At 61.5% G+C, this 17,682-nt stretch carries 19 protein-coding genes; 14 read left to right on the forward strand and 5 right to left on the reverse strand.

Translation table 11 applies throughout. The features are described 5' to 3' along the window. Positions 1–42: 42 nt before the first annotated feature. Together AC0NID_RS16490 and AC0NID_RS16495 are read right to left on the reverse strand one after the other, a co-directional pair. A complete protein-coding gene (locus AC0NID_RS16490; protein WP_473453646.1) occupies positions 43–888 on the reverse strand; it encodes an ABC transporter permease in 846 nt (281 codons plus the stop codon). Then, positions 888–1,859, reverse strand: a complete 972-nt coding sequence (locus tag AC0NID_RS16495; protein ID WP_473453644.1) for a polysaccharide deacetylase family protein — start codon at positions 1,857–1,859, stop codon at positions 888–890. Before AC0NID_RS16495 ends, AC0NID_RS16490 begins: the two co-directional genes overlap by 1 nt. A 373-nt stretch (positions 1,860–2,232) precedes the next feature. Here AC0NID_RS16495 and AC0NID_RS16500 point away from each other — a divergent pair, with 373 nt between their 5' ends. Further along, positions 2,233–3,369 (forward strand): glycosyltransferase family 2 protein, encoded by a 1,137-nt coding sequence (locus AC0NID_RS16500; protein WP_473453642.1) that lies wholly within the window; start codon positions 2,233–2,235, stop codon positions 3,367–3,369. Positions 3,370–3,473: 104 nt separating this feature from the next. Here the strand turns inward: AC0NID_RS16500 and AC0NID_RS16505 are convergent, their stop codons facing one another. After that, on the reverse strand, positions 3,474–4,466 hold the full coding sequence (locus AC0NID_RS16505; protein ID WP_473453640.1) for a glycosyltransferase family 2 protein: 993 nt from the start codon (positions 4,464–4,466) through the stop codon (positions 3,474–3,476). Positions 4,467–5,393: 927 nt separating this feature from the next. Between AC0NID_RS16505 and AC0NID_RS16510 the strand changes: the two genes are divergently transcribed. The 4 genes from AC0NID_RS16510 to AC0NID_RS16525 all read left to right on the forward strand — a co-directional run bounded on the left by AC0NID_RS16510 (position 5,394) and on the right by AC0NID_RS16525 (position 7,594). After that, complete coding sequence (locus AC0NID_RS16510; RefSeq protein ID WP_473453638.1) at positions 5,394–5,606, forward strand: hypothetical protein; 213 nt, start codon at positions 5,394–5,396, stop codon at positions 5,604–5,606. A gap of 359 nt (positions 5,607–5,965) precedes the next feature. Continuing rightward, positions 5,966–6,157 carry a hypothetical protein gene (locus tag AC0NID_RS16515; RefSeq protein ID WP_473453636.1) on the forward strand — a complete coding sequence of 64 codons (192 nt, stop codon included), beginning with the start codon at positions 5,966–5,968 and terminating at the stop codon, positions 6,155–6,157. A 182-nt stretch (positions 6,158–6,339) separates the two neighbouring features. Continuing rightward, positions 6,340–7,146: a class I SAM-dependent methyltransferase gene (locus AC0NID_RS16520; protein ID WP_473453634.1), complete on the forward strand. Its 807-nt coding sequence runs from the start codon at positions 6,340–6,342 to the stop codon at positions 7,144–7,146. A 142-nt stretch (positions 7,147–7,288) separates the two neighbouring features. After that, entirely contained in the window at positions 7,289–7,594 is a 306-nt protein-coding gene (locus tag AC0NID_RS16525) for a hypothetical protein (protein WP_473453632.1), read from the forward strand. A 32-nt stretch (positions 7,595–7,626) separates the two neighbouring features. Here AC0NID_RS16525 and AC0NID_RS16530 read toward each other — a convergent pair whose 3' ends face one another. Continuing rightward, positions 7,627–8,457, reverse strand: a complete 831-nt coding sequence (locus AC0NID_RS16530; RefSeq protein WP_473453630.1) for an aldo/keto reductase — start codon at positions 8,455–8,457, stop codon at positions 7,627–7,629. Positions 8,458–8,926: 469 nt separating this feature from the next. Between AC0NID_RS16530 and AC0NID_RS16535 the strand changes: the two genes are divergently transcribed. The 3 genes from AC0NID_RS16535 (at position 8,927) to AC0NID_RS16545 (ending at position 11,566) form a co-directional block, all read left to right on the forward strand. Beyond that, on the forward strand, positions 8,927–10,177 hold the full coding sequence (locus AC0NID_RS16535) for a PQQ-dependent sugar dehydrogenase (RefSeq protein WP_473453628.1): 1,251 nt from the start codon (positions 8,927–8,929) through the stop codon (positions 10,175–10,177). 159 nt (positions 10,178–10,336) lie between these two features. Next, complete coding sequence (locus AC0NID_RS16540; RefSeq protein WP_474033453.1) at positions 10,337–10,570, forward strand: c-type cytochrome; 234 nt, start codon at positions 10,337–10,339, stop codon at positions 10,568–10,570. An 87-nt stretch (positions 10,571–10,657) separates the two neighbouring features. Beyond that, positions 10,658–11,566 (forward strand): alpha/beta fold hydrolase, encoded by a 909-nt coding sequence (locus AC0NID_RS16545; RefSeq protein ID WP_473453624.1) that lies wholly within the window; start codon positions 10,658–10,660, stop codon positions 11,564–11,566. Between the two features lie 79 nt (positions 11,567–11,645). Here the strand turns inward: AC0NID_RS16545 and AC0NID_RS16550 are convergent, their stop codons facing one another. Beyond that, positions 11,646–12,164 carry an SRPBCC family protein gene (locus tag AC0NID_RS16550; protein WP_473453622.1) on the reverse strand — a complete coding sequence of 173 codons (519 nt, stop codon included), beginning with the start codon at positions 12,162–12,164 and terminating at the stop codon, positions 11,646–11,648. A 156-nt stretch (positions 12,165–12,320) separates the two neighbouring features. On the opposite strand from AC0NID_RS16550, the gene AC0NID_RS16555 reads away from it, so the two are divergent. The 6 genes from AC0NID_RS16555 to AC0NID_RS16580 all read left to right on the forward strand — a co-directional run bounded on the left by AC0NID_RS16555 (position 12,321) and on the right by AC0NID_RS16580 (position 17,615). Then, positions 12,321–13,787 carry an FAD-binding oxidoreductase gene (locus tag AC0NID_RS16555; protein WP_473453620.1) on the forward strand — a complete coding sequence of 489 codons (1,467 nt, stop codon included), beginning with the start codon at positions 12,321–12,323 and terminating at the stop codon, positions 13,785–13,787. Between the two features lie 10 nt (positions 13,788–13,797). Beyond that, a complete protein-coding gene (locus AC0NID_RS16560; RefSeq protein ID WP_473453618.1) occupies positions 13,798–14,529 on the forward strand; it encodes a FadR/GntR family transcriptional regulator in 732 nt (243 codons plus the stop codon). Between the two features lie 2 nt (positions 14,530–14,531). Continuing rightward, entirely contained in the window at positions 14,532–14,969 is a 438-nt protein-coding gene (locus AC0NID_RS16565; RefSeq protein WP_473453616.1) for a VOC family protein, read from the forward strand. 68 nt (positions 14,970–15,037) lie between these two features. After that, a complete protein-coding gene (locus AC0NID_RS16570; protein WP_473453614.1) occupies positions 15,038–16,084 on the forward strand; it encodes an ABC transporter substrate-binding protein in 1,047 nt (348 codons plus the stop codon). Then, positions 16,084–16,860 carry an ABC transporter ATP-binding protein gene (locus tag AC0NID_RS16575; RefSeq protein ID WP_473453612.1) on the forward strand — a complete coding sequence of 259 codons (777 nt, stop codon included), beginning with the start codon at positions 16,084–16,086 and terminating at the stop codon, positions 16,858–16,860. Before AC0NID_RS16570 ends, AC0NID_RS16575 begins: the two co-directional genes overlap by 1 nt. Continuing rightward, complete coding sequence (locus AC0NID_RS16580; protein WP_473453610.1) at positions 16,857–17,615, forward strand: ABC transporter permease; 759 nt, start codon at positions 16,857–16,859, stop codon at positions 17,613–17,615. Before AC0NID_RS16575 ends, AC0NID_RS16580 begins: the two co-directional genes overlap by 4 nt. Positions 17,616–17,682 lie beyond the last annotated feature (67 nt).

The raw sequence follows: 17,682 nt of genomic DNA on the forward strand, positions 1-17,682 counted from the left end.
GACCATCACTCTCTACGGGACCGCAAGGGTTGTCATTTCCCTTCACAGCATGTCCATGGCCGTTCGTTCGACGCGTTGAAAGATCACGATGCCGATGAACAACACGACCGAGGTCGTGACGAGCGCTGCAGCGATCTGTGGCGCACCGACTGCCGAGGTGCCGAAGAAGCACCAGCGCCCTTCATCAATTATGACAGCGAGCGGATTCAGAAATCCGGTCAGCGTCCGGTACTGCTCGGGAATAGCCGAAAAAGGAAAGATGATCGGCGTCACGAACAGCCAGATTTGAATGAAGAATGGAGTCATATGAGCTGTATCGCGGTACTTCGCGGTTGACGCTCCTAGACAAAGCCCAACAGCCAACGAGAATGCCGCGATCTGGATGATGACCAGCGGAAAGAGCGCGAGGCGCCACGTCAGCCCGTCCACTTTTCCTGTCAGCTGGTACCAGAGCAAGAAAGCGAATGCGACGCCAAGCTGGATCGCCAGGGCCACACCGTTCGACAGCAGCGACGACACGGGAACGACGAGTCGCGGGAAGTAGATCTTGCTGAAAAGATGACCGTTAGCGATGAAGACTTGGCTCGCGGTGGAGACGACTTGGGAAAAATACGACCACAGCACCAGCGCTGTCAGATAAAAGATTGGCGCGGGATGGCCGCCGGTTGAAATGCCCGCGATACCGCTGATGACGGTGGTCAAGGCTGCGGTAAGCGCCAGGGGCTGCAGGATCAGCCAAGCCGGACCAAGCAAGGTCTGCTTGTAGCGGACTTTGATGTCGCGCATCGCGAACAGGAGCAGCAGATCGCGATAGCGCCACAGATGCCAGAAATCGAGGTCAAACCAGCCGCGTCGAGGGGTGATAATGGTAATCTGCTGTGCGTTCATCAGAACAGATGATCCTCGATTTTTCGCAGGAATTCATCTCCTGACCAGTTGCCGACATACAACCGAGGTAAACGCAGCACGTCTGCCTCGGGCGCAACGCACGCGGCGCGCGTCGTGCATGCGAACTCAAATCCCGCTTCCCTGACGGCAGATACCGACAGAGCGTCATGGTCTCCGAATGGATATGCAAAAGAAAGAGCGCGTTTTCCGGTCATTTGCTCACAGGCCGAACGGCCGTCGACGATCTCGCGAAGCTGAGTCGCGAACGAATGTGCCGGAAGCGTGGGATGACTGACAGTATGACCGCCGATCGTTATCAGGTCGTCACTGATGTCACTAACCTCCTCGGGAGTCATAGTACAGTGCTCTGGCCTGGCGTCGAGACCAACGCCCGCCCATTTCGCGATGTCTTCGAGGTGTGCGTTCTGTCGCTCATAAGGCAGCGTTCGGAGCGCCGACCACACCTCCCGGTAGACTTTGTCACGGCCGGCCTGATCCACCATCTTCGGGACAAGCCAGTGATGCCTTCCTCCCTCGGTCGTGATGTCGAGTATGTCAGGCAGTTCAGGCGTCTCAAGAAAGATGCGCGTGAGCGCATCCCACCAGAATTCTCTGCCGCTTCCGATTGCTCCCGTCGCAACAAACAGCGTCATCGGGCAGTCGTGACGCTGCAGGATCGGGCGAGCGTTGCTGTAGACGTCGTGATAGCCGTCGTCAAAGGTGACAACCGCAAGCGGTTTGCCCGGCTTTCCCCGTGCGATGACATCGAACAGCTCATGCAAATGCACCACCCGCCGGCTCCGCGTCAGCGCTTCGATCTGTTCTTCGAACCTCGCCGGATGGACGGCTAGCCCCCACGGATCGACGGTGATATCTGCAACGCGATGGTACATCAGTATGATGGGAGCGCGGCGCAGGCGTCGACGCCGCACCATCCGACCAAGCTGCAGGAGAACGCGCGGGATCACCATCGGTCTCCCGCCGCAGGAACCGCAAGAATCACGCCCATGCCCGATCGCGGATGCCATCCCGATCGGCAGAAACGCAATACATGTGAGTGTTCAAGCATATAGCTGATGGCAATAACACCACGAGGCCACGGGCACGGATGTGAGCGAAATAAAAGGAAGCATGAAGGCATCCACAAGTTTGGGCGGATTGAAACCGGCATATTAGCATGTCGCCGCCGTTAGTGCGAAGACCGGGCGAATTCTCAGACGTTGACGTAGCCGGTAGGGGGAGGCGCGGCTTGATACCATTCCGCTCGAGCATGCTAGCTAGTATTTAGGCTGGTGGCGCTCCCGTCTTTCTTTCATCCTTCATCGAAAGCAGGTTTTTTTCGATATGCAACCCGCAGTTTCCGTCATCATTCCTGCTTACAATGCGGAAAAGACCATCCCACACACCCTCCGGTCGGCCGCCTCGCAAACATTCAAACAGCTAGAGATCATAGTGGTCGATGACGGGTCGACCGACCGGACCGCTGAGGTCGTCGAGGCATTTGCAACCAGTGATCCGCGAATTTCTTATCTGAGACAGCAGAACCAAGGGGTTGCTGTCGCCAGAAATCTGGCAATTCATGCGGCGAAGGGTGAATTTATAGCGCCACTTGATGCGGATGATGTGTGGCACCCGACAAAGCTGGAAAAGCAGCACCGCCTCTTTCAGTCGCGGCCGTCTCTCGGCCTGGTCTACGCCTGGTATCGGGTCATCGATGATGATGATTGGGTGATCGAATGCTCCCCGCCAATTCTCGCTCGCGGGGACGTCCACAACTGGCTGCTGGTTGAGAATTTTATCGGCAATGCAAGTTCACCGCTAATCAGGCGATCAGTTCTTACGGCAACCGGGGGATACGACCCGTCGCTCAGAGCAGCAGGCGCCCAAGGAGCCGAAGACTTGCAGATGCAGCTCAACATTGCCGCGATCTGCGATTATGATGTCGTTCCGGAGTATCTGGTTGGTTACCGGCGATCACCATCTTCCATGTCGACCAGGTATGTCGTCATGCTGGCATCGCACCGGATCGTCCTTGAAACGGTCCGCACGCAACATCCCAAGCTAGCATCTTTCCTGTTTCGTTGGTCCGATGGCGTGGCCTCAGCGTATTACGGCACCGAAGCCGCCCGCACCTCGCCAGGCGCGGCCATCGCTCCCCTTGTCCACGCAATACGGATCGATCCGGCCGCGCTGTTTCATGTCTTCGCAAAGCCGTTTGCACAAGACCGGTGGCGGCGGCTGCGTCGCTTTGTGCGGAGGCCGCTTGCCGTCAAACAGCGCATGGTCCCGACCTCACCGCATTCCATCTGTACCTCAGGGCGTTTTTTCGACGCCGATCCGACCTTCATCTGCCAGCCATTTCCTCCGGAGTGGCTTCGAAGGCGAGTCCAGGTGGCCCTCAAGACGCCGACGCCGCGCCAGCTTCGCGAGTCAGGTCCAAGGAGTATTGATCCGTCCGCTCCGGTCGAAGGCGGCGCTTAAGATCTTGAACACAAGGTACCGGCACCCTGGACACCCGTGATCTCTGACCCGCTAAAATGGCGGATGCAGCCGCCGCAACCGCTCGAACTGTGAGTCGCTCACATTCACCAGCTGGTCTCTTCATAAAGCGGACGGAACTTGGCGTTCTTGTTGCGCATCCGTTTCACTCCAACCTTGATCCAGCGAGGCACCAACCTGGCCCTGCAGTAAACGTCCACCATGTTGGGCAGGCGAGAAATCGCCGTGCGCGGATCCAGGACGAAGAGTTTCCTCGACAGGTTGCAGGCCGCGTAAAGCCGCCCGCCGATCAAAGCTCTCACCGCAAGCCAACAAATCATGTCGACCAGGTGGGCATCGAGATCGCTGCCGAACTGCGGATATTTTTCGCGAAACTCGTCAAGAACAATCTCACAAGAACGAAGCATCTGCATGACATCGCTCGACATGTTGACGTTCGTTATCCGGTAACCCACGAGATGCTGAGGCACGACGCGGAATTCGTAACTTTCCGCTATTCTGAGGCACATCAGAAGATCCTCGCAACCTTGCGCATTCCTGGCCCTCAGGGAAGGATCAAATTGTCCCGCCCGCTCGAATGCGGAGCGACGCAACAGCATCGAACTTCCGTTGCCGACAAAATTCATTCTGCACATCCGTTGCAGAACGCTGCCATCGGCATCGGGCCGGTATAGCGAGAATACCCGGCCGTCCTCGTCGATCTGTGCAAACCAGCAATATGCCAGGCCCGCCGAAGAGCCGCCTTCCTGCAAGGCGCGCAGTTGCAGCGCGATCTTGGATGGGGCCCAGAGATCATCCGCGTCGACAAACGCCAGAAACTCCGCATCGGTAGAGGCGGCACCAATATTGCGAGCCTGCGCGACACCGGCGTTCGACTGCCTCATAAGGCGTATACGCCGGTCTTTCGCAGCACAGGAGGCCACAATCGAGGCGGAGTGGTCCGTCGACCCGTCGTCCACCACGACAATGTCCAGCGCCTGATGGTCCTGCTGGCAGATGCTGGTCAAGGTGGCGCGAATGGTCCGTTCGGCATTGAACATCGGCACCACCACGCCTACCGTGGCATTGTCCTGGATCATCGGAGCCTTCGTTTTCTCTGCAAGAACTGGTAAACAACGGATGGCGCCAGCATTGCAATCAGCACCGCTCTTCCATGATCGGGGCGAATTCGAGGCAAATCAGGTCAGTCATCCTATCAGTCTGGCCTATCGTCGCTGGCGAATCGTGACGAAGCAACACCAAGTCCGAAAAGCAGACACAAGGATCCGTCGCGTTACGCCTCCTTATTAGCCTTTGCTGAATGAGCCGGTCAACCGGCGCCGCGCTGCCGAGAGCCTGCCGGCGGCCGCACGACCATCGTCAACAGCCATCGCCACGGCACCATCTCATTCTGCGACGAAGTGGTGGTCCTGAGCGAGCCGTGTGAAAAAGCAGGCGCCTTTCGCCGCTCTGGCAGCGCCAGCATGGAGGAACTTGTCGGCATGAACGGCCGGTGACGCTCCACATGGGGGAGAATGTCAATTGTGCGGTGGCAGTCTGCAACAACGCTGTGCCCGGCCTTCCCGCAGAACCCACTCCAGACCGGCGAGATATACCCCCCGCCGGTCCGCGACAACCAAAGTCGACATGCGAACACCGTTCGTAGGAAACGCAGCAAACTTGATTTAATTGTCGGCAAATTAGGAAAGCAGGGCCCCGATCGGTTGCAAAGAAATCACTAATATACGTGTACCTATGGCGTAACCCCAGGTCGGCGATGTCAGGCCCGGCTCCCCCAGCCTGGGCCCCCTGCGTAGCGCCGGTAACCGTCGCCGATGCTGCGTCGGGCTGGCTCGCGACGCGCTTTAGGCCGCCAAGGCGTGCCTGGCGTCCGGGGTTCCGGGAATTGCGGCCGCCATCGCAGCACGCTTTACAATCTCCGATTTGTGGACTCGCTCGACGCGCTCGAAGTTAATGTTGCCCTAGCGACAGAGGAGGGGGGAACGTCGCGAACGGGAGGAAACAAAATGAAAGAAAAATACGATCTGACGATCGACTACGATCACTATGACGACGACCCCTATGATTTAGCCACTTTCGCGGAAAAGCACGGGCTCGACGTCCGAGCCGCCGAGCTTCTCCTTTTCGCCAAGGGACCGTCTCGGGTTGCGTGCGATGCAGCAGCATTAGCCTTCCTCGCAGCAGTCGCCGCACAGGCCAAGAGACACTCGGCGCGCTAACTTTCGTGCCGCCTCGCGTGGAATATTCGACACGCCGCTCGGCTTTAGCCTGAATGATGCGGTGACAATCATGCGGCGTGGCGCAAGCGCCACGAGACATGGAAATCCCAGCGTGAAGCGGCTTGACGCAGCCATTGGCTCCAACCCGGCGACAGTCAAGAAAAGACCCGCCCCGGTAAACGGAGCGGGTCTGTTGCCTGAGGCGGAACTCAACACATGGCCGCGACGGCGATGATCGCCGCGGCACCATGAAGATCAGGTTAACGGGCGAATTTGATTCAAATGCGCCTGTGGATATTTGCCTGGGAGTAAGCCGAGCCGACCATGTTTGCCGGACGGCGGGCAATAAGGAGAAGCTTATGAGAAGCGACTTTGCCGCCGCACACCTCCATCTTGAACGAGCCTGCCACTACCTGCGCGGCGACGATGAGACGAGCAGCCAAACCCGTGCTGCCCTGGATATCCTGATCGATGCAATTGTCGCAGCCCAGTACAAGCGCTCGCCCGGAGAGGTCGTGGAATTTCCAAGAACGGCAAAGCAGCAACGATAGTCGACGAGCGGCCCAGAGGGCCGCACGAACCAGCGGCCGATCGCCTGTGTCAGCAGGCGATTTCCTCGGGACCGGAGAAGTCCAGGCGTCTGGTCCCCCGTGCTTGTGCATTTCGAGCTCAATGGTGACGGCGTATTCTTGCCGCGGCCAAGTGGCTGAAATTGTCTCGGGAGGAGATGGCGATGGCTGAGGCAACGCGTCACGACGCCTGGCAGGCCGGGAATAGCTACGACCTTTATATGGGGGGATGGAGCCGTCAGATCGCTCCACTGTTCCTGGATTGGCTCGATCCGGCGGAGGGGCTGGATTGGCTGGAGGTGGGTTGCGGAACCGGAGCGCTGTCCGCAGCCATCCTGGCGCGCTGCAATCCCAGGAGCTTGGCGTCCATAGACCCGTCGGAGGGCTTTCTCGCCAAGGCGCGTGCAAACGTGCCCGATAAACGTGTCGAGTTTCTCGTGGGCGATGCGCAGGCGCTGGCTGTCGAATCGGCCAGCAAGGACATTGTCGTGTCGGCGCTTGTTCTCAACTTCATCCCCGACAAGGAAAAGGCGCTCGCGGAAATGAGGCGGGTTGCCCGCCGCGGCGCGACGGTTGGATTTTATGTGTGGGATTATCCCGGCGGCGGGGTGGAATTCATGCGGGCCTTCTGGACCGCTGCGACGGCGCTTGACCCCGGCGCCATCGACCTTACCGAGGACAGACGTTTTCCATTTTGCACACAGGACGGATTGACCGATCTCGCCAAGAAGGCCGGCCTGGTTTCCGTCGACTGTACCCGGATTGAAATGCCGGCTGTATTCAAGGACTTTGAGGACTACTGGCACCCCTTCACCCTTGGTGCAGGGCCGGCGCCCGGTTATTGCACGAGTCTCGAACCGGCAGCTCGCCAGAAATTGATGGAGAGGCTCCGCGAGAGCCTGCCGCGCGGCGAGGGCGGGTCGATTCCCCTGAAGACGAGAGCCTGGGCAGTCAGGGCCAGGGTTCGCTGATGACCGCAAGTCCACGTCGCGCCCGACCGGCAGGCCGCCAAACTATAGACTGTCCTGTGCAAAGTTCGGGTTGACCGGCCTTGTACGCGAAGCGACTATTCGTCCAGCCGAGGTCGTCATGCCGGCGCCAGGAGGAAATGCGATGGACGAGCCCGATCGGTGGCGTCACATGTCGAGTGCGCCAAGGGATGGCAGCCGGATCCTTGTCACGGTTCGGCCGTCCGAACAGGGGCCGGCGGAAGTCGACCTGGCTTATTGGTCTCGAGCCGACCAGTTCGGCAGCGAAGGGTGGCGCGCTTCCGACTCCTCGCCCGGACGCGTGGTCGAATACGCCGAACCCGAGCTGAAATGCTGGATGCCGCTGCCGACAGCCAATCTAAGCAGGGGTTCATTGCCCAGCCCCTGGGAGGGTGAGGATGTTCCGCTGCTGGACGGGTCCGGGATATGAGGCTGGTCGACGCGTGAGCAGCCTCAGGTCCGTCAGAACAGGAATGCTGCCGTGGCGGGGTTCGCCCCGGTGCGGCCGCCTGATGAATCCATGCCTCGAATGAGCTTTAGGTCTTCCGCGTCCAACTCGAAATCGAAGACATCGAAGTTGGCGGCGATGCGATCCTGGTGGATCGACTTTGGAATAACGATCAGCCCTTCCTGAATGTGCCATCGGATGATCGTCTGCGCCACGGACTTGCGGTGTTTTCCGGCGATCTTCTCAAGGGTCGGATCGCTCAGCAGCCGGCCGCTGCCCAGCGGGCTCCAGCTTTCGATGCGGATGTCGTGCTCGATATGGAATTCTCTGACGTCGCGCTGCTGAAACCGGGGATGGAGCTCGATCTGGTTGACGACTGGCGTGACTCCGGTCTCGCCGATGATCCGCTCCAGATGATCCCGATTGAAGTTCGAAACGCCGATCGACTTGATCCGGCCGCCTTGCCTGAGTTCGATCAGCGTCTTCCAGGCTTCGACGTATTTGTCCTGGCTGGGCACCGGCCAGTGGATCAGAAACAGGTCGATCTGTTCGATCCCGAGCTTGTTCATCGTCTCGTCGAAAGCCCGAAGAGCGGCGTCACGTTGATGGGCGCCGTTGCGCAGCTTCGAGGTGATGAACAACTCCCGTCTCGGCACGCCAGCCGTGCGGATAGCTTGCCCGACGCCTTCCTCGTTCTGGTAGCCTTCGGCGGTGTCGATCAATCTGTAGCCGGCCTCGATCCCCCAACTCACGACCTGGGCCGTAATGGCCGGATCGACTTGCCACACGCCAAGGCCGATCCGGGGAATGGCGGAGCCGTCGTTCAATGGTATCTGTTCGGGCATATTCACGTCCTTCTGCAACGGGGTTCCCCGCCCAGCGCATAGTCTATCTAGTCCCGGCGGCCGGCAAGGCGAGTCGACCGGCCGACAACGTGCGGCGCGAGGCCCCCTGTCGAACCAACGGCGAAGGACTAATCTGCACTTCCGACCGCGCGAGGTCACGGACCGCCTTCCCGTCGCGGTCGGTCGAGAGGGCGGTTGCAAGCCTCGGCCCAGGTGCCCCTCAACCCAATCGGGTGCGGCCGGCTTGGCGTTCATCATTGGTGCCCGGCGAGCCGACATGCTATGCTGTGGCGGCAAACCAGCTACCGTCCCAGGTGATCGTCAGTTGGGTTGAGTTATGCAACGTTTTCGGTCGTCAAGCCCGACCGGCAGATCATGCTCGGCGCTGGTAATTTCACACAAAGCAACCGCCCGCGATGTTGTATCTAGCTACACAGATGCCGCAAAGCTGGCCACGTGGGAGGATATCGTGATCAAGAAACTCGCTTTCGTTTTGACATGCGCTGCCACCTTTTGCGTAACGTCCGCCTTTGCGCAGGACACCAATCTCGAGAAACTCGGCGGCTTCAAGACTACCGGCACACCGATGATGGAGCCGATCCCGCAGACGGGGGAAAACGCCGAAGCCCTCAAGGCGATTGCAGCGAAAGTCAAAGTCCCAGATGGCTTCAAGATCAGCCTCTATGCCATCGTTCCCGACGCGCGTCACATGGCCGTGGGACCACAGGGTGTGGTGACGTTCGTCGGTACCCGCAAGGAGCTGGTCTATTCCATGACCGACCGCAACAAGGATCGTGTCGCCGATGATGTGAAGGTCTTCGCGCCTTCGATCAAAATGGCAGTTCCGAACGGCGTCTGTTTCTCCAGGGATGGCCACCTCTACCTCGCCGAACAGAACCGCGTCTTGTGGTTCCCGGCCGCCGAGTTTTTCTACGAAGGCCCCGACGTCGCGGCCTTCGCCATCGTCAAGCAGGGCGAACTGATACCTGCATCCGACGAGAGCTACAATCACACGGCTCGCACCTGCCGCATCGGCCCCGATAACCGCCTCTACATCACCATCGGCCAGCCCTTCAACGTGCCGGCGCCCGAACTGCTCCCGGAATTCGAGAAGCTGGGCATCGGCGGCATCATTAGCATGAAGCAGGACGGTACCGACCGCAAAATCTATGCGCGCGGAATGCGCAATCCCCTCGGTCTCGATTTCAATCCAAAGGACAAGACACTTTGGGTGAACGACAACCAGGTCGACGGCATGGGCGATACCATCCCTCCGGGTGAAATGAACCGTGTCACCGGACCGGACCAGAATTTTGGCTTCCCCTGGTACGGCGGCGGCAAGACCCGTACGGTTGAGTATAAGGACGCCACGGTGCCCGAAGGCGTGATCTTCCCGGAGGTCGAGCAAGACGCTCACGCGGCCGATCTCGGCCTGTCGTTCTATACCGGCAAGCAGTTCCCCGAAAAATACCGGGGCGGCATCTTCTCGACCCAGCACGGTTCGTGGAACCGCGTCGACCCGGTGGGCGCTCGAGTCATGTTCACCTCGCTCAAGGAGGACGGCACGGCAGACAAAACTGAAGTGTTCGCTGAAGGCTGGCTGAACGAGAATGGCGAGTATCTCGGCCGGCCCGTCGATGTTCAGGTGCTCAACGACGGCTCGCTGCTGGTGTCCGACGATCTGGCCGGCGCCGTCTGGCGGATCTCCTACGGCGACTAACGACTCCGCCAGGCGGCGGACATTTGCTGCCGCTGCCTGGCTCATTCCTGTGGATATTGGAGATTCCCAGTGCGAGGTTTGATCGTTAGTCTGGCTGTGCTCCTTGCCTGTTCGTCTCTCGCGGAGGCCGGAGGTGATGCCGCTTCGGGCAAAAAAATCATGCTGAAGTGCCAGGTTTGCCATGGCAAGGACGGCATCGCCAAGCTGCCCGAGGCGCCGAACATAGCCGGGCAAAAGGAGACCTATCTTGTCAAGGCGTTGATGGCCTTCAAGGCAGGCGAGCGTAAGAACGAGCAGATGACTGTCGTGACCAAGAGCTTGAGCGATGAGGATATAGCGAATGTCGCCGCCTATTATTCATCGATCAAGATCACCGTTCAGGTTCCGCCCTGAGACCAAGGCGCGTCGCGTGCTTCTGTGAACCGATATTTCATGTTGCGAGGCGGCCTTGAGTAGGCGTGGAGGAAACGGACGACTTTGATGGCTGAAGTGCGGAAGATACGCTTGTCGTCGGGCGGCGAGGTGGCCGTCCGGACGGCTGGTAACGCTTCCAGACCCGCGCTTGTCCTGCTGCACGGCTTCCCCAATTCCTCCCGGATGTTTCGCGACGTGATCGTCCCGCTCTCCGGCAGCGTCTTTGTCGTGGCGCCTGACCTCCCGGGCTTCGGCGCCTCCGATCCGCCCCCCGAGCCATCGTTCGACATGCTCGCCAGCTCGATTGAAGAGCTGCTCTCGCGCCTCGGCGTGGGCCGCAGGTTCCTCTACCTGCATGATTTCGGAGCCCCGGTAGCGCTTCATCTCGCCATGCACGCTCCGGAACTCGTCGAGGGTCTCATCATCCAGAATGCCAATGCCCACCGCTCCGGCTTCGGTCCGCAATGGGCGGACACATTGGAATTCTGGGCTGCGCCGAATGCTGCGAACGAGCAGGCTGCCACCGCCCATCTGACCCTCGAGGGGACCCGCGACCAGTACGTCGCCGGCGTGCCACCCGAGATCGCGGCGCGGATCGATCCAGGTCGCTGGATTGAGGACTGGCGGATCATGTGTCTGCCGGGACGGCTTGATCTGCAGAAGGCGCTCTTGGCCGACTACGGCCGATATGTCGACCGGTTCGGGGAGGTGGCTGACTACCTGGCGAAGCATCAACCCCGGGCAATGCTTCTTTGGGGTCGCCACGATGACTTCTTCGACATTGCGGAGGTTCAGTCGTGGCTTCTGGATCTCCCCCGAATGGAGGCTCACGTCTTCGACGCAGGCCACCTCGTTTTGGAGACGGATGCGCTCAGGGCTGCTGAACTGATGCTGGAGTTCGTCGATGGCGGGCTGACCAAGGGCAAATCGAGCGACCGGCGTTTGGGGGTGGCTCACCAAACGCCAAACGCCTGATCGATCTGTCGGTGGGGTCTTCTCCGCTGCGGCCGTTTTTGCTGATCCCATATTCCTGCACGGTGAGTTCCGCTCGGCCTCACTCGAACTGTTGGTCTTCGATCCCCTTTGGATAGCGATCGAGCGTCACGTTCAACTGGATGCCGTGCTCGAGCCACGCCTTTAGCCCCGCAAGCAAAAGCGTGAAGCCTTGGGTGGAATCGGCGACGTAGCGCATGAGCTGGTCGGCGTCTCCCGTCCATCCGGATTCCTGCACGCGTACGAAAGTCGTGCCGTCCGGAATGGATTGGAACGTCCATTGCACAGTTGTCGGGCCGCTATAGCCAGGCCATTCAATCACCACGCGCTTTTTGGGTTCCACGACCTTCGGCGTCACCTCGATGGAGACATCGTGGCTCTCCCATTCCCACGTGACCGCCTTACCGGTCTCAAGCCTTCCGCTGCCTTTGCTGAACCAGAACTTCGTCGTGATCTCCGGATTCACGATCGCTTCGAACACAGGCTCGACCGGCTTGCGGATGAGCATTCCGGTCTTGGCGATTGGAATGCGTGTGAGCTGCGGATTTTTCATGAGCTTTCTTTTGCCGATCTCACGCAAAACGTCATCTCGCGTGGATGGTTCCGCCGCCGGGATTTCGCTTGTGGACCCGGGAAACTGAGTCCATCCGCGGCTCAGGCTGCCTGGCTTGAAGGTCGAGCGGGTCCCGTTCCATCAAGGCGAATTGGAGGCTTGCCTGAGTTGTAGGATGACCCTATGATAGGACTCATGATCACGGATTACCCATCCCCTCAACGCGAAGCTTTTGGCGCAATTGTTGAGTTGCCTGCACAGTTGGCGGGTGATGCGCTGATAGACGGGCGGTCGCCGCTGGCCGAGCGCTACCTCATCGATTGGAGCCGAGAAAGGCGCGGAAGTGCCCGCTTCATCGTGCGTCCAGGATCCGTGGAGGACGTCCAGGCGCTCGTGAGATGGTGCTCGCGGAGCGGCGTCGCCATCGTCGTGCAAGGTGGCAACACCGGACTTGTCGGCGGCGCGCTTCCTGAGAATTCGGACTGCGCCGTGCTGTCGCTCGAGCGTCTCAACCGGATACGTTGCGTCGATCCGCTGGACTTCACGCTGCAGGCTGACGCCGGCGCCGTGCTGCAGGACGTCAAGGACGCGGCCGAAGCATGCGACATGATCTTCCCTCTCGCGCTTGGTGCGCAGGGGTCGTGCACGATCGGCGGCAATGTCGCGACCAATGCCGGCGGCATCAATGTGCTGCGGTACGGCATGACGCGCGATCTGGTGCTCGGGCTTGAGACGGTCCTGCCAGACGGCACATTGTGGAACGGCATGAACGGGCTGAGCAAGGACAATCGCGGCTACAGCCTGAAGCAACTGATGATCGGCTCGGAGGGGACGCTCGGGGTCGTCACGGGTGTCGAGGTCAGGCTCTCGCCCCGGCCGACGCAGGTCGAGACCGCCTATGTCGGACTGGGCAGCTTCCGCCAGGCGTGCGAGCTTTTCCGGATGGCGCGGCATCTCTGCTCCGACCTTCTCAGCGCGTTTGAGGTGATCGGGGAGGAGTGCCTGCCGCTGGCCCATCTCATCGATCCGAACCTGCGCTCGCCATTGACGCAGGCGTGTCCGGTTCATGCGATCGTCGAACTCGCCTGTGGGCCGGGGATAGATGCCGGCGGGCTTCTTGAAGCGATGCTGACGCGTGCCTTGGAGGCCGAGCTGATCAGGGACGGCGTCGTCGCGCAAAGCCGCTCCCAGGCCGCCGCATTCTGGGCCATCCGGGAGGGCCTGGTCGAGGGGCAGGCGCGGCGCGGCTTTCATGTCCGCACCGACCTCTCGGTTCGCCTCAGCGACGTGCCGAAGCTGATCGAGCAGGCCCGCTCGTGCATCGTGCGCGAATGGCCAGGCTGGACATCGCTGACCTACGGCCACGCGGGCGACGGGAACATCCATTTCAACGTGCTGCCTCCCATGGATTGCGACCCTGGCCAAGCGAGGGCCGTGGGTCAGGCGGTCTTGATCAGACTCTATGAACTGGTCGGAGCGCTCGGCGGCTCGTTCAGCGCCGAGCATGGCGTCGGTCGCAGCCGCAGTGACGTGTTCTGGGCCGGTCTGTCGCAGCGCGAGCGGCAGATTCACACCGCGATCAAGGCAGCCTTCGATCCGGCAGGCCTGTTCAACTCCGGGTGTCTCATGTCTGATCGGGGCGATTTGTAGGGGAAACCGCATGAAGCAGCGTTCGTCCATCATAGGCAGCGTGGAGGCGCTTCCGCATCGCGTCGCCTCGCATCTGAGCCGCGAGATCGAGGGCGGCGACATCATCCCGGGAGCCCGGCTTCCCACCGAAAGCCAGCTCGCCGACAAATTCGGCGTTAGCCGCAATGTCGTCAGGGAGGCGATCGCGCAGCTTCGCGCCGATGGCATGATCGAGGCGCGTCAGGGCGTGGGCGCATTCGTCATGGCGCCGGAACAGCGGACGGCCATCCGGATCGACCGCGAAGCGCTGAAAGACCAGCGCAACATGGAGCAGCTGTTCGAGCTGCGCGGCATCCTGGAGACCGAATCCGCCACACTGGCCGCGGCGCGCTGCACATCCGACGATCTTGACGCGATCAAGGCCGCGCTGGACCGCATGGGTGGCGAGGAGCGCTGGGAGGATGGCAGCATCGAGGCCGATCTGCTTTTCCATAGGGCGATCGCCCGGGCGACGGGCAATAGCTACATCTACACCTTCATTTCCTTCGTCTGCGAGCAGATCCGCCAGTCGATCCACTATGCCCGCCTCACCAACCCGCTGCACGACCTGGTCGAGGTCAACGTCGCCGAGCACGTGCGGATCTACGACGCGCTCGCCGCGCACGACCCGCAGGCTGCCGGTGAGGCGATGCGCCGGCACATCGATGGCGCCGCATCGCGCGTCGGCGTCGAACTCACCGCAGAGATCAATCGAGGCAAATGACCATGTCGCTCGGGCAGACCAAGGCAATCACCGATATCTGCCTCCTTGTGGAGGATATCGACCGCACGATCGACTTCTATACGGGGAAGCTCGGCTACCGGATCAGACGCCGTGCCGAGGGCTTTGTCGATTTTCATTCCGAGCGCGTGACGCTCGCCGCATGGGAACTGGATCACATCAATCGCCACTGCGGCGTCTCGAATGTCCGCTCGCCGAAGCAGGCGCACAAGGCATGCGTTGCCATGGAGCTCGAAAGCGCCGGGGAGGTAGACCGGCTCTACGCCGAACTGTCGGAGAAGGGGGTGCCGTTCGTCGGGCCGCCCCGCGACTATGTCTGGAACGCGCGCTGCGCCTACTTCCACGACCCGGACGGGACGCTGTGGGAGCTCTACGCCTGGACCGGCGCGGGACCGGGCGACTATCACGACACGCAAGAGTGATTCCGATCGCGACGGCCTCGCAAGAAGGGCCGCGCCGCATGCAAACAATCCAACAATGGAGCAAGAAGATGAGTGGGAACACATCGCAGTGGAATCGCAGATCGATCCTGAAGGCCGGCGCCGCCGGCCTGGTGGCTTTCGGGCCGGGACTTCAGCTGCTCGGCGCCAGCGCCTCGGCCGCCGCCAAGATCGTCGTCCAGTATGACTGGCTGATGTCGAACGGCCAGATCGGCGACGTGGCGGCCGTGGCCAATGGCTACTTTGGGGAAGCCGGGCTCGAAGTCGAGTTCAGTCCCGGCGGACCGAACGCCGCGACCGTGCCGCCGGTGGTGTCCGGGGCCGCCCAGCTCGGCCAATTCTCCGAATCGCCTCAACTCTATGCCGCGCGGGCGAGCGGCGTTCCGGTGAAGATCATCGCCTGCGGCTATCGCACCGGGCCCTATGCGCTGACCTCGAAACCGGCAAGGCCGATCCGGTCGGTGGCGGATCTGAAGGGCATGCGGATCGGCACGCAGCCGACCGCGCGCTTTGCCATCGACGCGATGCTCGCGAAGAACAAGATCGACCCTTCCGAGGTCACCATCGTCAATGTCGGGTTCGACAAGGCGCCGCTGGTTCGCGGCGACGTCGATGCGATCGGCGGCTGGATCACCAACACGCAGGCGCTCAGCGTCGTCGGCGATGACCGCATCGATCTTCTGTTGTCGGAGCTGGGCCTGGCGTCCTATGCCGACGTCTACTTCGCGACCGACAGCGCCATCGAGTCCGATTCCGAGACCCTGGCGAAATTCATCGGCGCGGTCGCCAAGGGGTGGGGCTGGGTCCACGCCAATCCCGAGCAGGCGGTCGACAAGCTCGTCGCCGCCTATCCCGAGATCGACGCAGGCTGGGAAAAGAAGACGATCCCCCTGGTGCTGAAACTGTCGTTCGACGACGCCACGAAAAAGGATGGATGGGGCACGTTCGATCCCGCCTCCATCGAGAGCCAGATCGCGCTGCTCGACCAGATTGGCCAGTATCCGAACGGCAGGCCGAAGGCTGAGGACGTCTATACGACCAAAATCCTCGAACTCAGCGCGGCTGAACGGCCGAAGCTCGGCGCGCCCGCCTCCTGATGGCCGCGCCGGCCATCGAGACCTCCGGGCTCGACGTCGGCTATCCCGGCCGGCGCGCGCCCGTGGCGGTGATCTCCGGTCTCGACCTGACGGTCGAGGCCGGCACCTTCCTGTCGATCCTCGGACCCTCGGGCTGCGGAAAGTCGACGTTTCTGCGGGTTGTCGCCGATCTGCTGGCGCCGCTCGCGGGCACGATACGGGTGATGGGCGAGACGCCGTCGGCGGTGCGCTCCGGCCGCGGCGTGGGCTTCGTCTTCCAGGACGCGACCCTTTTGCCATGGCGCACGGCGCGCGAGAATGTGCGGCTGCCGATCCAGGTGGGCCGCCGCAGCCTGTCGCGCATGATTGACGACCGGGCCGATGAGCTGCTCGAACTCGTGGGCCTGTCGGCGCTCGGCGACCGCCTGCCTCATCAGCTTTCCGGCGGACAACGCCAAAGGCTGGCGATCGCCAGGGCGCTGCTTGGCGAGCCGCGCCTGCTCCTGATGGACGAGCCCTTCGGCGCGCTCGACGAGATCACCCGCGATCGCCTCAACGACGAGCTGCTGAACCTTTGGCGGCGGACCGGAACGACCGTGCTGTTCGTCACGCATTCCATTGCCGAAGCCGTCTATCTCGGGCAGCGCGTGATCGTGCTTGCGGCGCATCCGGGACGGATCGTCGCCGACCACGACCTTCGTCCGCTGAAGGGGCCGGACAACAGATGCTCGCGCGAGGATCCGGCGATCGTCGCGGCAATGGCCAGGATGCGCTCCGCCCTTGGAGCGGCCTCGTGAACCGGGGTCCGCTTTTTCCGTTCGCACAGACCGTGCTGCCGATCCTCGGCGCCGGCTCGCTCATTCTCGCATGGCAGATCCTGCTGCCGCTCGCAGGCGTGCCCGCCTACATCGTTCCGACGCCGACCGCGATAGCGGGCGTGTTTGCCAGGAACGGGTCGCTTCTCATGTCGAACCTCTGGCCGACGGCCATCGAGGCGCTCTGCGGCTTCGTGCTCGGGAACCTCGCCGCCGTGCTGCTGGCGGTGGCCTTCGTGCACAGCCGTACGCTTCAGGCCGCCTATTTTCCGGTCGTGCTGTTCTTCAACACGATCCCGGTTCTTGCGCTGGCCCCGATCATCATCCTGATCTTCGGCCTCGGCATGCTGCCCAAGATCGTGATCGCGGCAGTGATCTGTTTCTTCCCGACGCTCATCAACATGATCCGGGGGCTGGAATCGGCGAGCGCCAGCGAGCACGAGCTCTTCCGCGTGCTCTCGGCGACGCGTTGGGAAGTGTTCTGGCGCCTGCGCCTGCCGCGTGCGCTGCCGATGCTTTTCGCATCGCTGCGGATCGCCTCGGCGACCGCGGTGATCGGCGCGATCGTCGGCGAATGGATCGGCTCCGACAAAGGCCTCGGCGCGCTGATCATCCAGGCGACCTTCAACTATCAGTCCGATCGGCTCTACGCCGCCATCGTGCTCTCATCCCTGTTGTCGATCGGGTTCTTCATGACGGTCGTCGCCGCTGAGCGGTGGTCGGTTCGATACCGCTGACCGGCTGGCTCCCCTCGGATGGCCACTTGGGGTCGCACAGCGGGCTTCACGCTATCGCGCAGGGTAG

This window comes from Mesorhizobium sp. WSM4821, assembly GCF_055901555.1.

What these genes read in the sequence shown, in the direction of transcription:
- AC0NID_RS16515 (WP_473453636.1), top strand. Translation starts at nt 5,966, where the DNA reads ATGAGAAGCGACTTTGCCGCCGCACACCTCCATCTTGAACGAGCCTGC.
- AC0NID_RS16565 (WP_473453616.1), top strand. Translation starts at nt 14,532, where the DNA reads ATGTCGCTCGGGCAGACCAAGGCAATCACCGATATCTGCCTCCTTGTG.
- AC0NID_RS16495 (WP_473453644.1), bottom strand. Translation starts at nt 1,859, where the DNA reads ATGGTGATCCCGCGCGTTCTCCTGCAGCTTGGTCGGATGGTGCGGCGT.
- AC0NID_RS16525 (WP_473453632.1), top strand. Translation starts at nt 7,289, where the DNA reads ATGGACGAGCCCGATCGGTGGCGTCACATGTCGAGTGCGCCAAGGGAT.
- AC0NID_RS16570 (WP_473453614.1), top strand. Translation starts at nt 15,038, where the DNA reads ATGAGTGGGAACACATCGCAGTGGAATCGCAGATCGATCCTGAAGGCC.
- AC0NID_RS16560 (WP_473453618.1), top strand. Translation starts at nt 13,798, where the DNA reads ATGAAGCAGCGTTCGTCCATCATAGGCAGCGTGGAGGCGCTTCCGCAT.
- AC0NID_RS16510 (WP_473453638.1), top strand. Translation starts at nt 5,394, where the DNA reads ATGAAAGAAAAATACGATCTGACGATCGACTACGATCACTATGACGAC.
- AC0NID_RS16575 (WP_473453612.1), top strand. Translation starts at nt 16,084, where the DNA reads ATGGCCGCGCCGGCCATCGAGACCTCCGGGCTCGACGTCGGCTATCCC.
- AC0NID_RS16490 (WP_473453646.1), bottom strand. Translation starts at nt 888, where the DNA reads ATGAACGCACAGCAGATTACCATTATCACCCCTCGACGCGGCTGGTTT.
- AC0NID_RS16545 (WP_473453624.1), top strand. Translation starts at nt 10,658, where the DNA reads ATGGCTGAAGTGCGGAAGATACGCTTGTCGTCGGGCGGCGAGGTGGCC.
- AC0NID_RS16555 (WP_473453620.1), top strand. Translation starts at nt 12,321, where the DNA reads ATGATAGGACTCATGATCACGGATTACCCATCCCCTCAACGCGAAGCT.
- AC0NID_RS16530 (WP_473453630.1), bottom strand. Translation starts at nt 8,457, where the DNA reads ATGCCCGAACAGATACCATTGAACGACGGCTCCGCCATTCCCCGGATC.
- AC0NID_RS16540 (WP_474033453.1), top strand. Translation starts at nt 10,337, where the DNA reads ATGCTGAAGTGCCAGGTTTGCCATGGCAAGGACGGCATCGCCAAGCTG.
- AC0NID_RS16520 (WP_473453634.1), top strand. Translation starts at nt 6,340, where the DNA reads ATGGCTGAGGCAACGCGTCACGACGCCTGGCAGGCCGGGAATAGCTAC.
- AC0NID_RS16505 (WP_473453640.1), bottom strand. Translation starts at nt 4,466, where the DNA reads ATGATCCAGGACAATGCCACGGTAGGCGTGGTGGTGCCGATGTTCAAT.
- AC0NID_RS16500 (WP_473453642.1), top strand. Translation starts at nt 2,233, where the DNA reads ATGCAACCCGCAGTTTCCGTCATCATTCCTGCTTACAATGCGGAAAAG.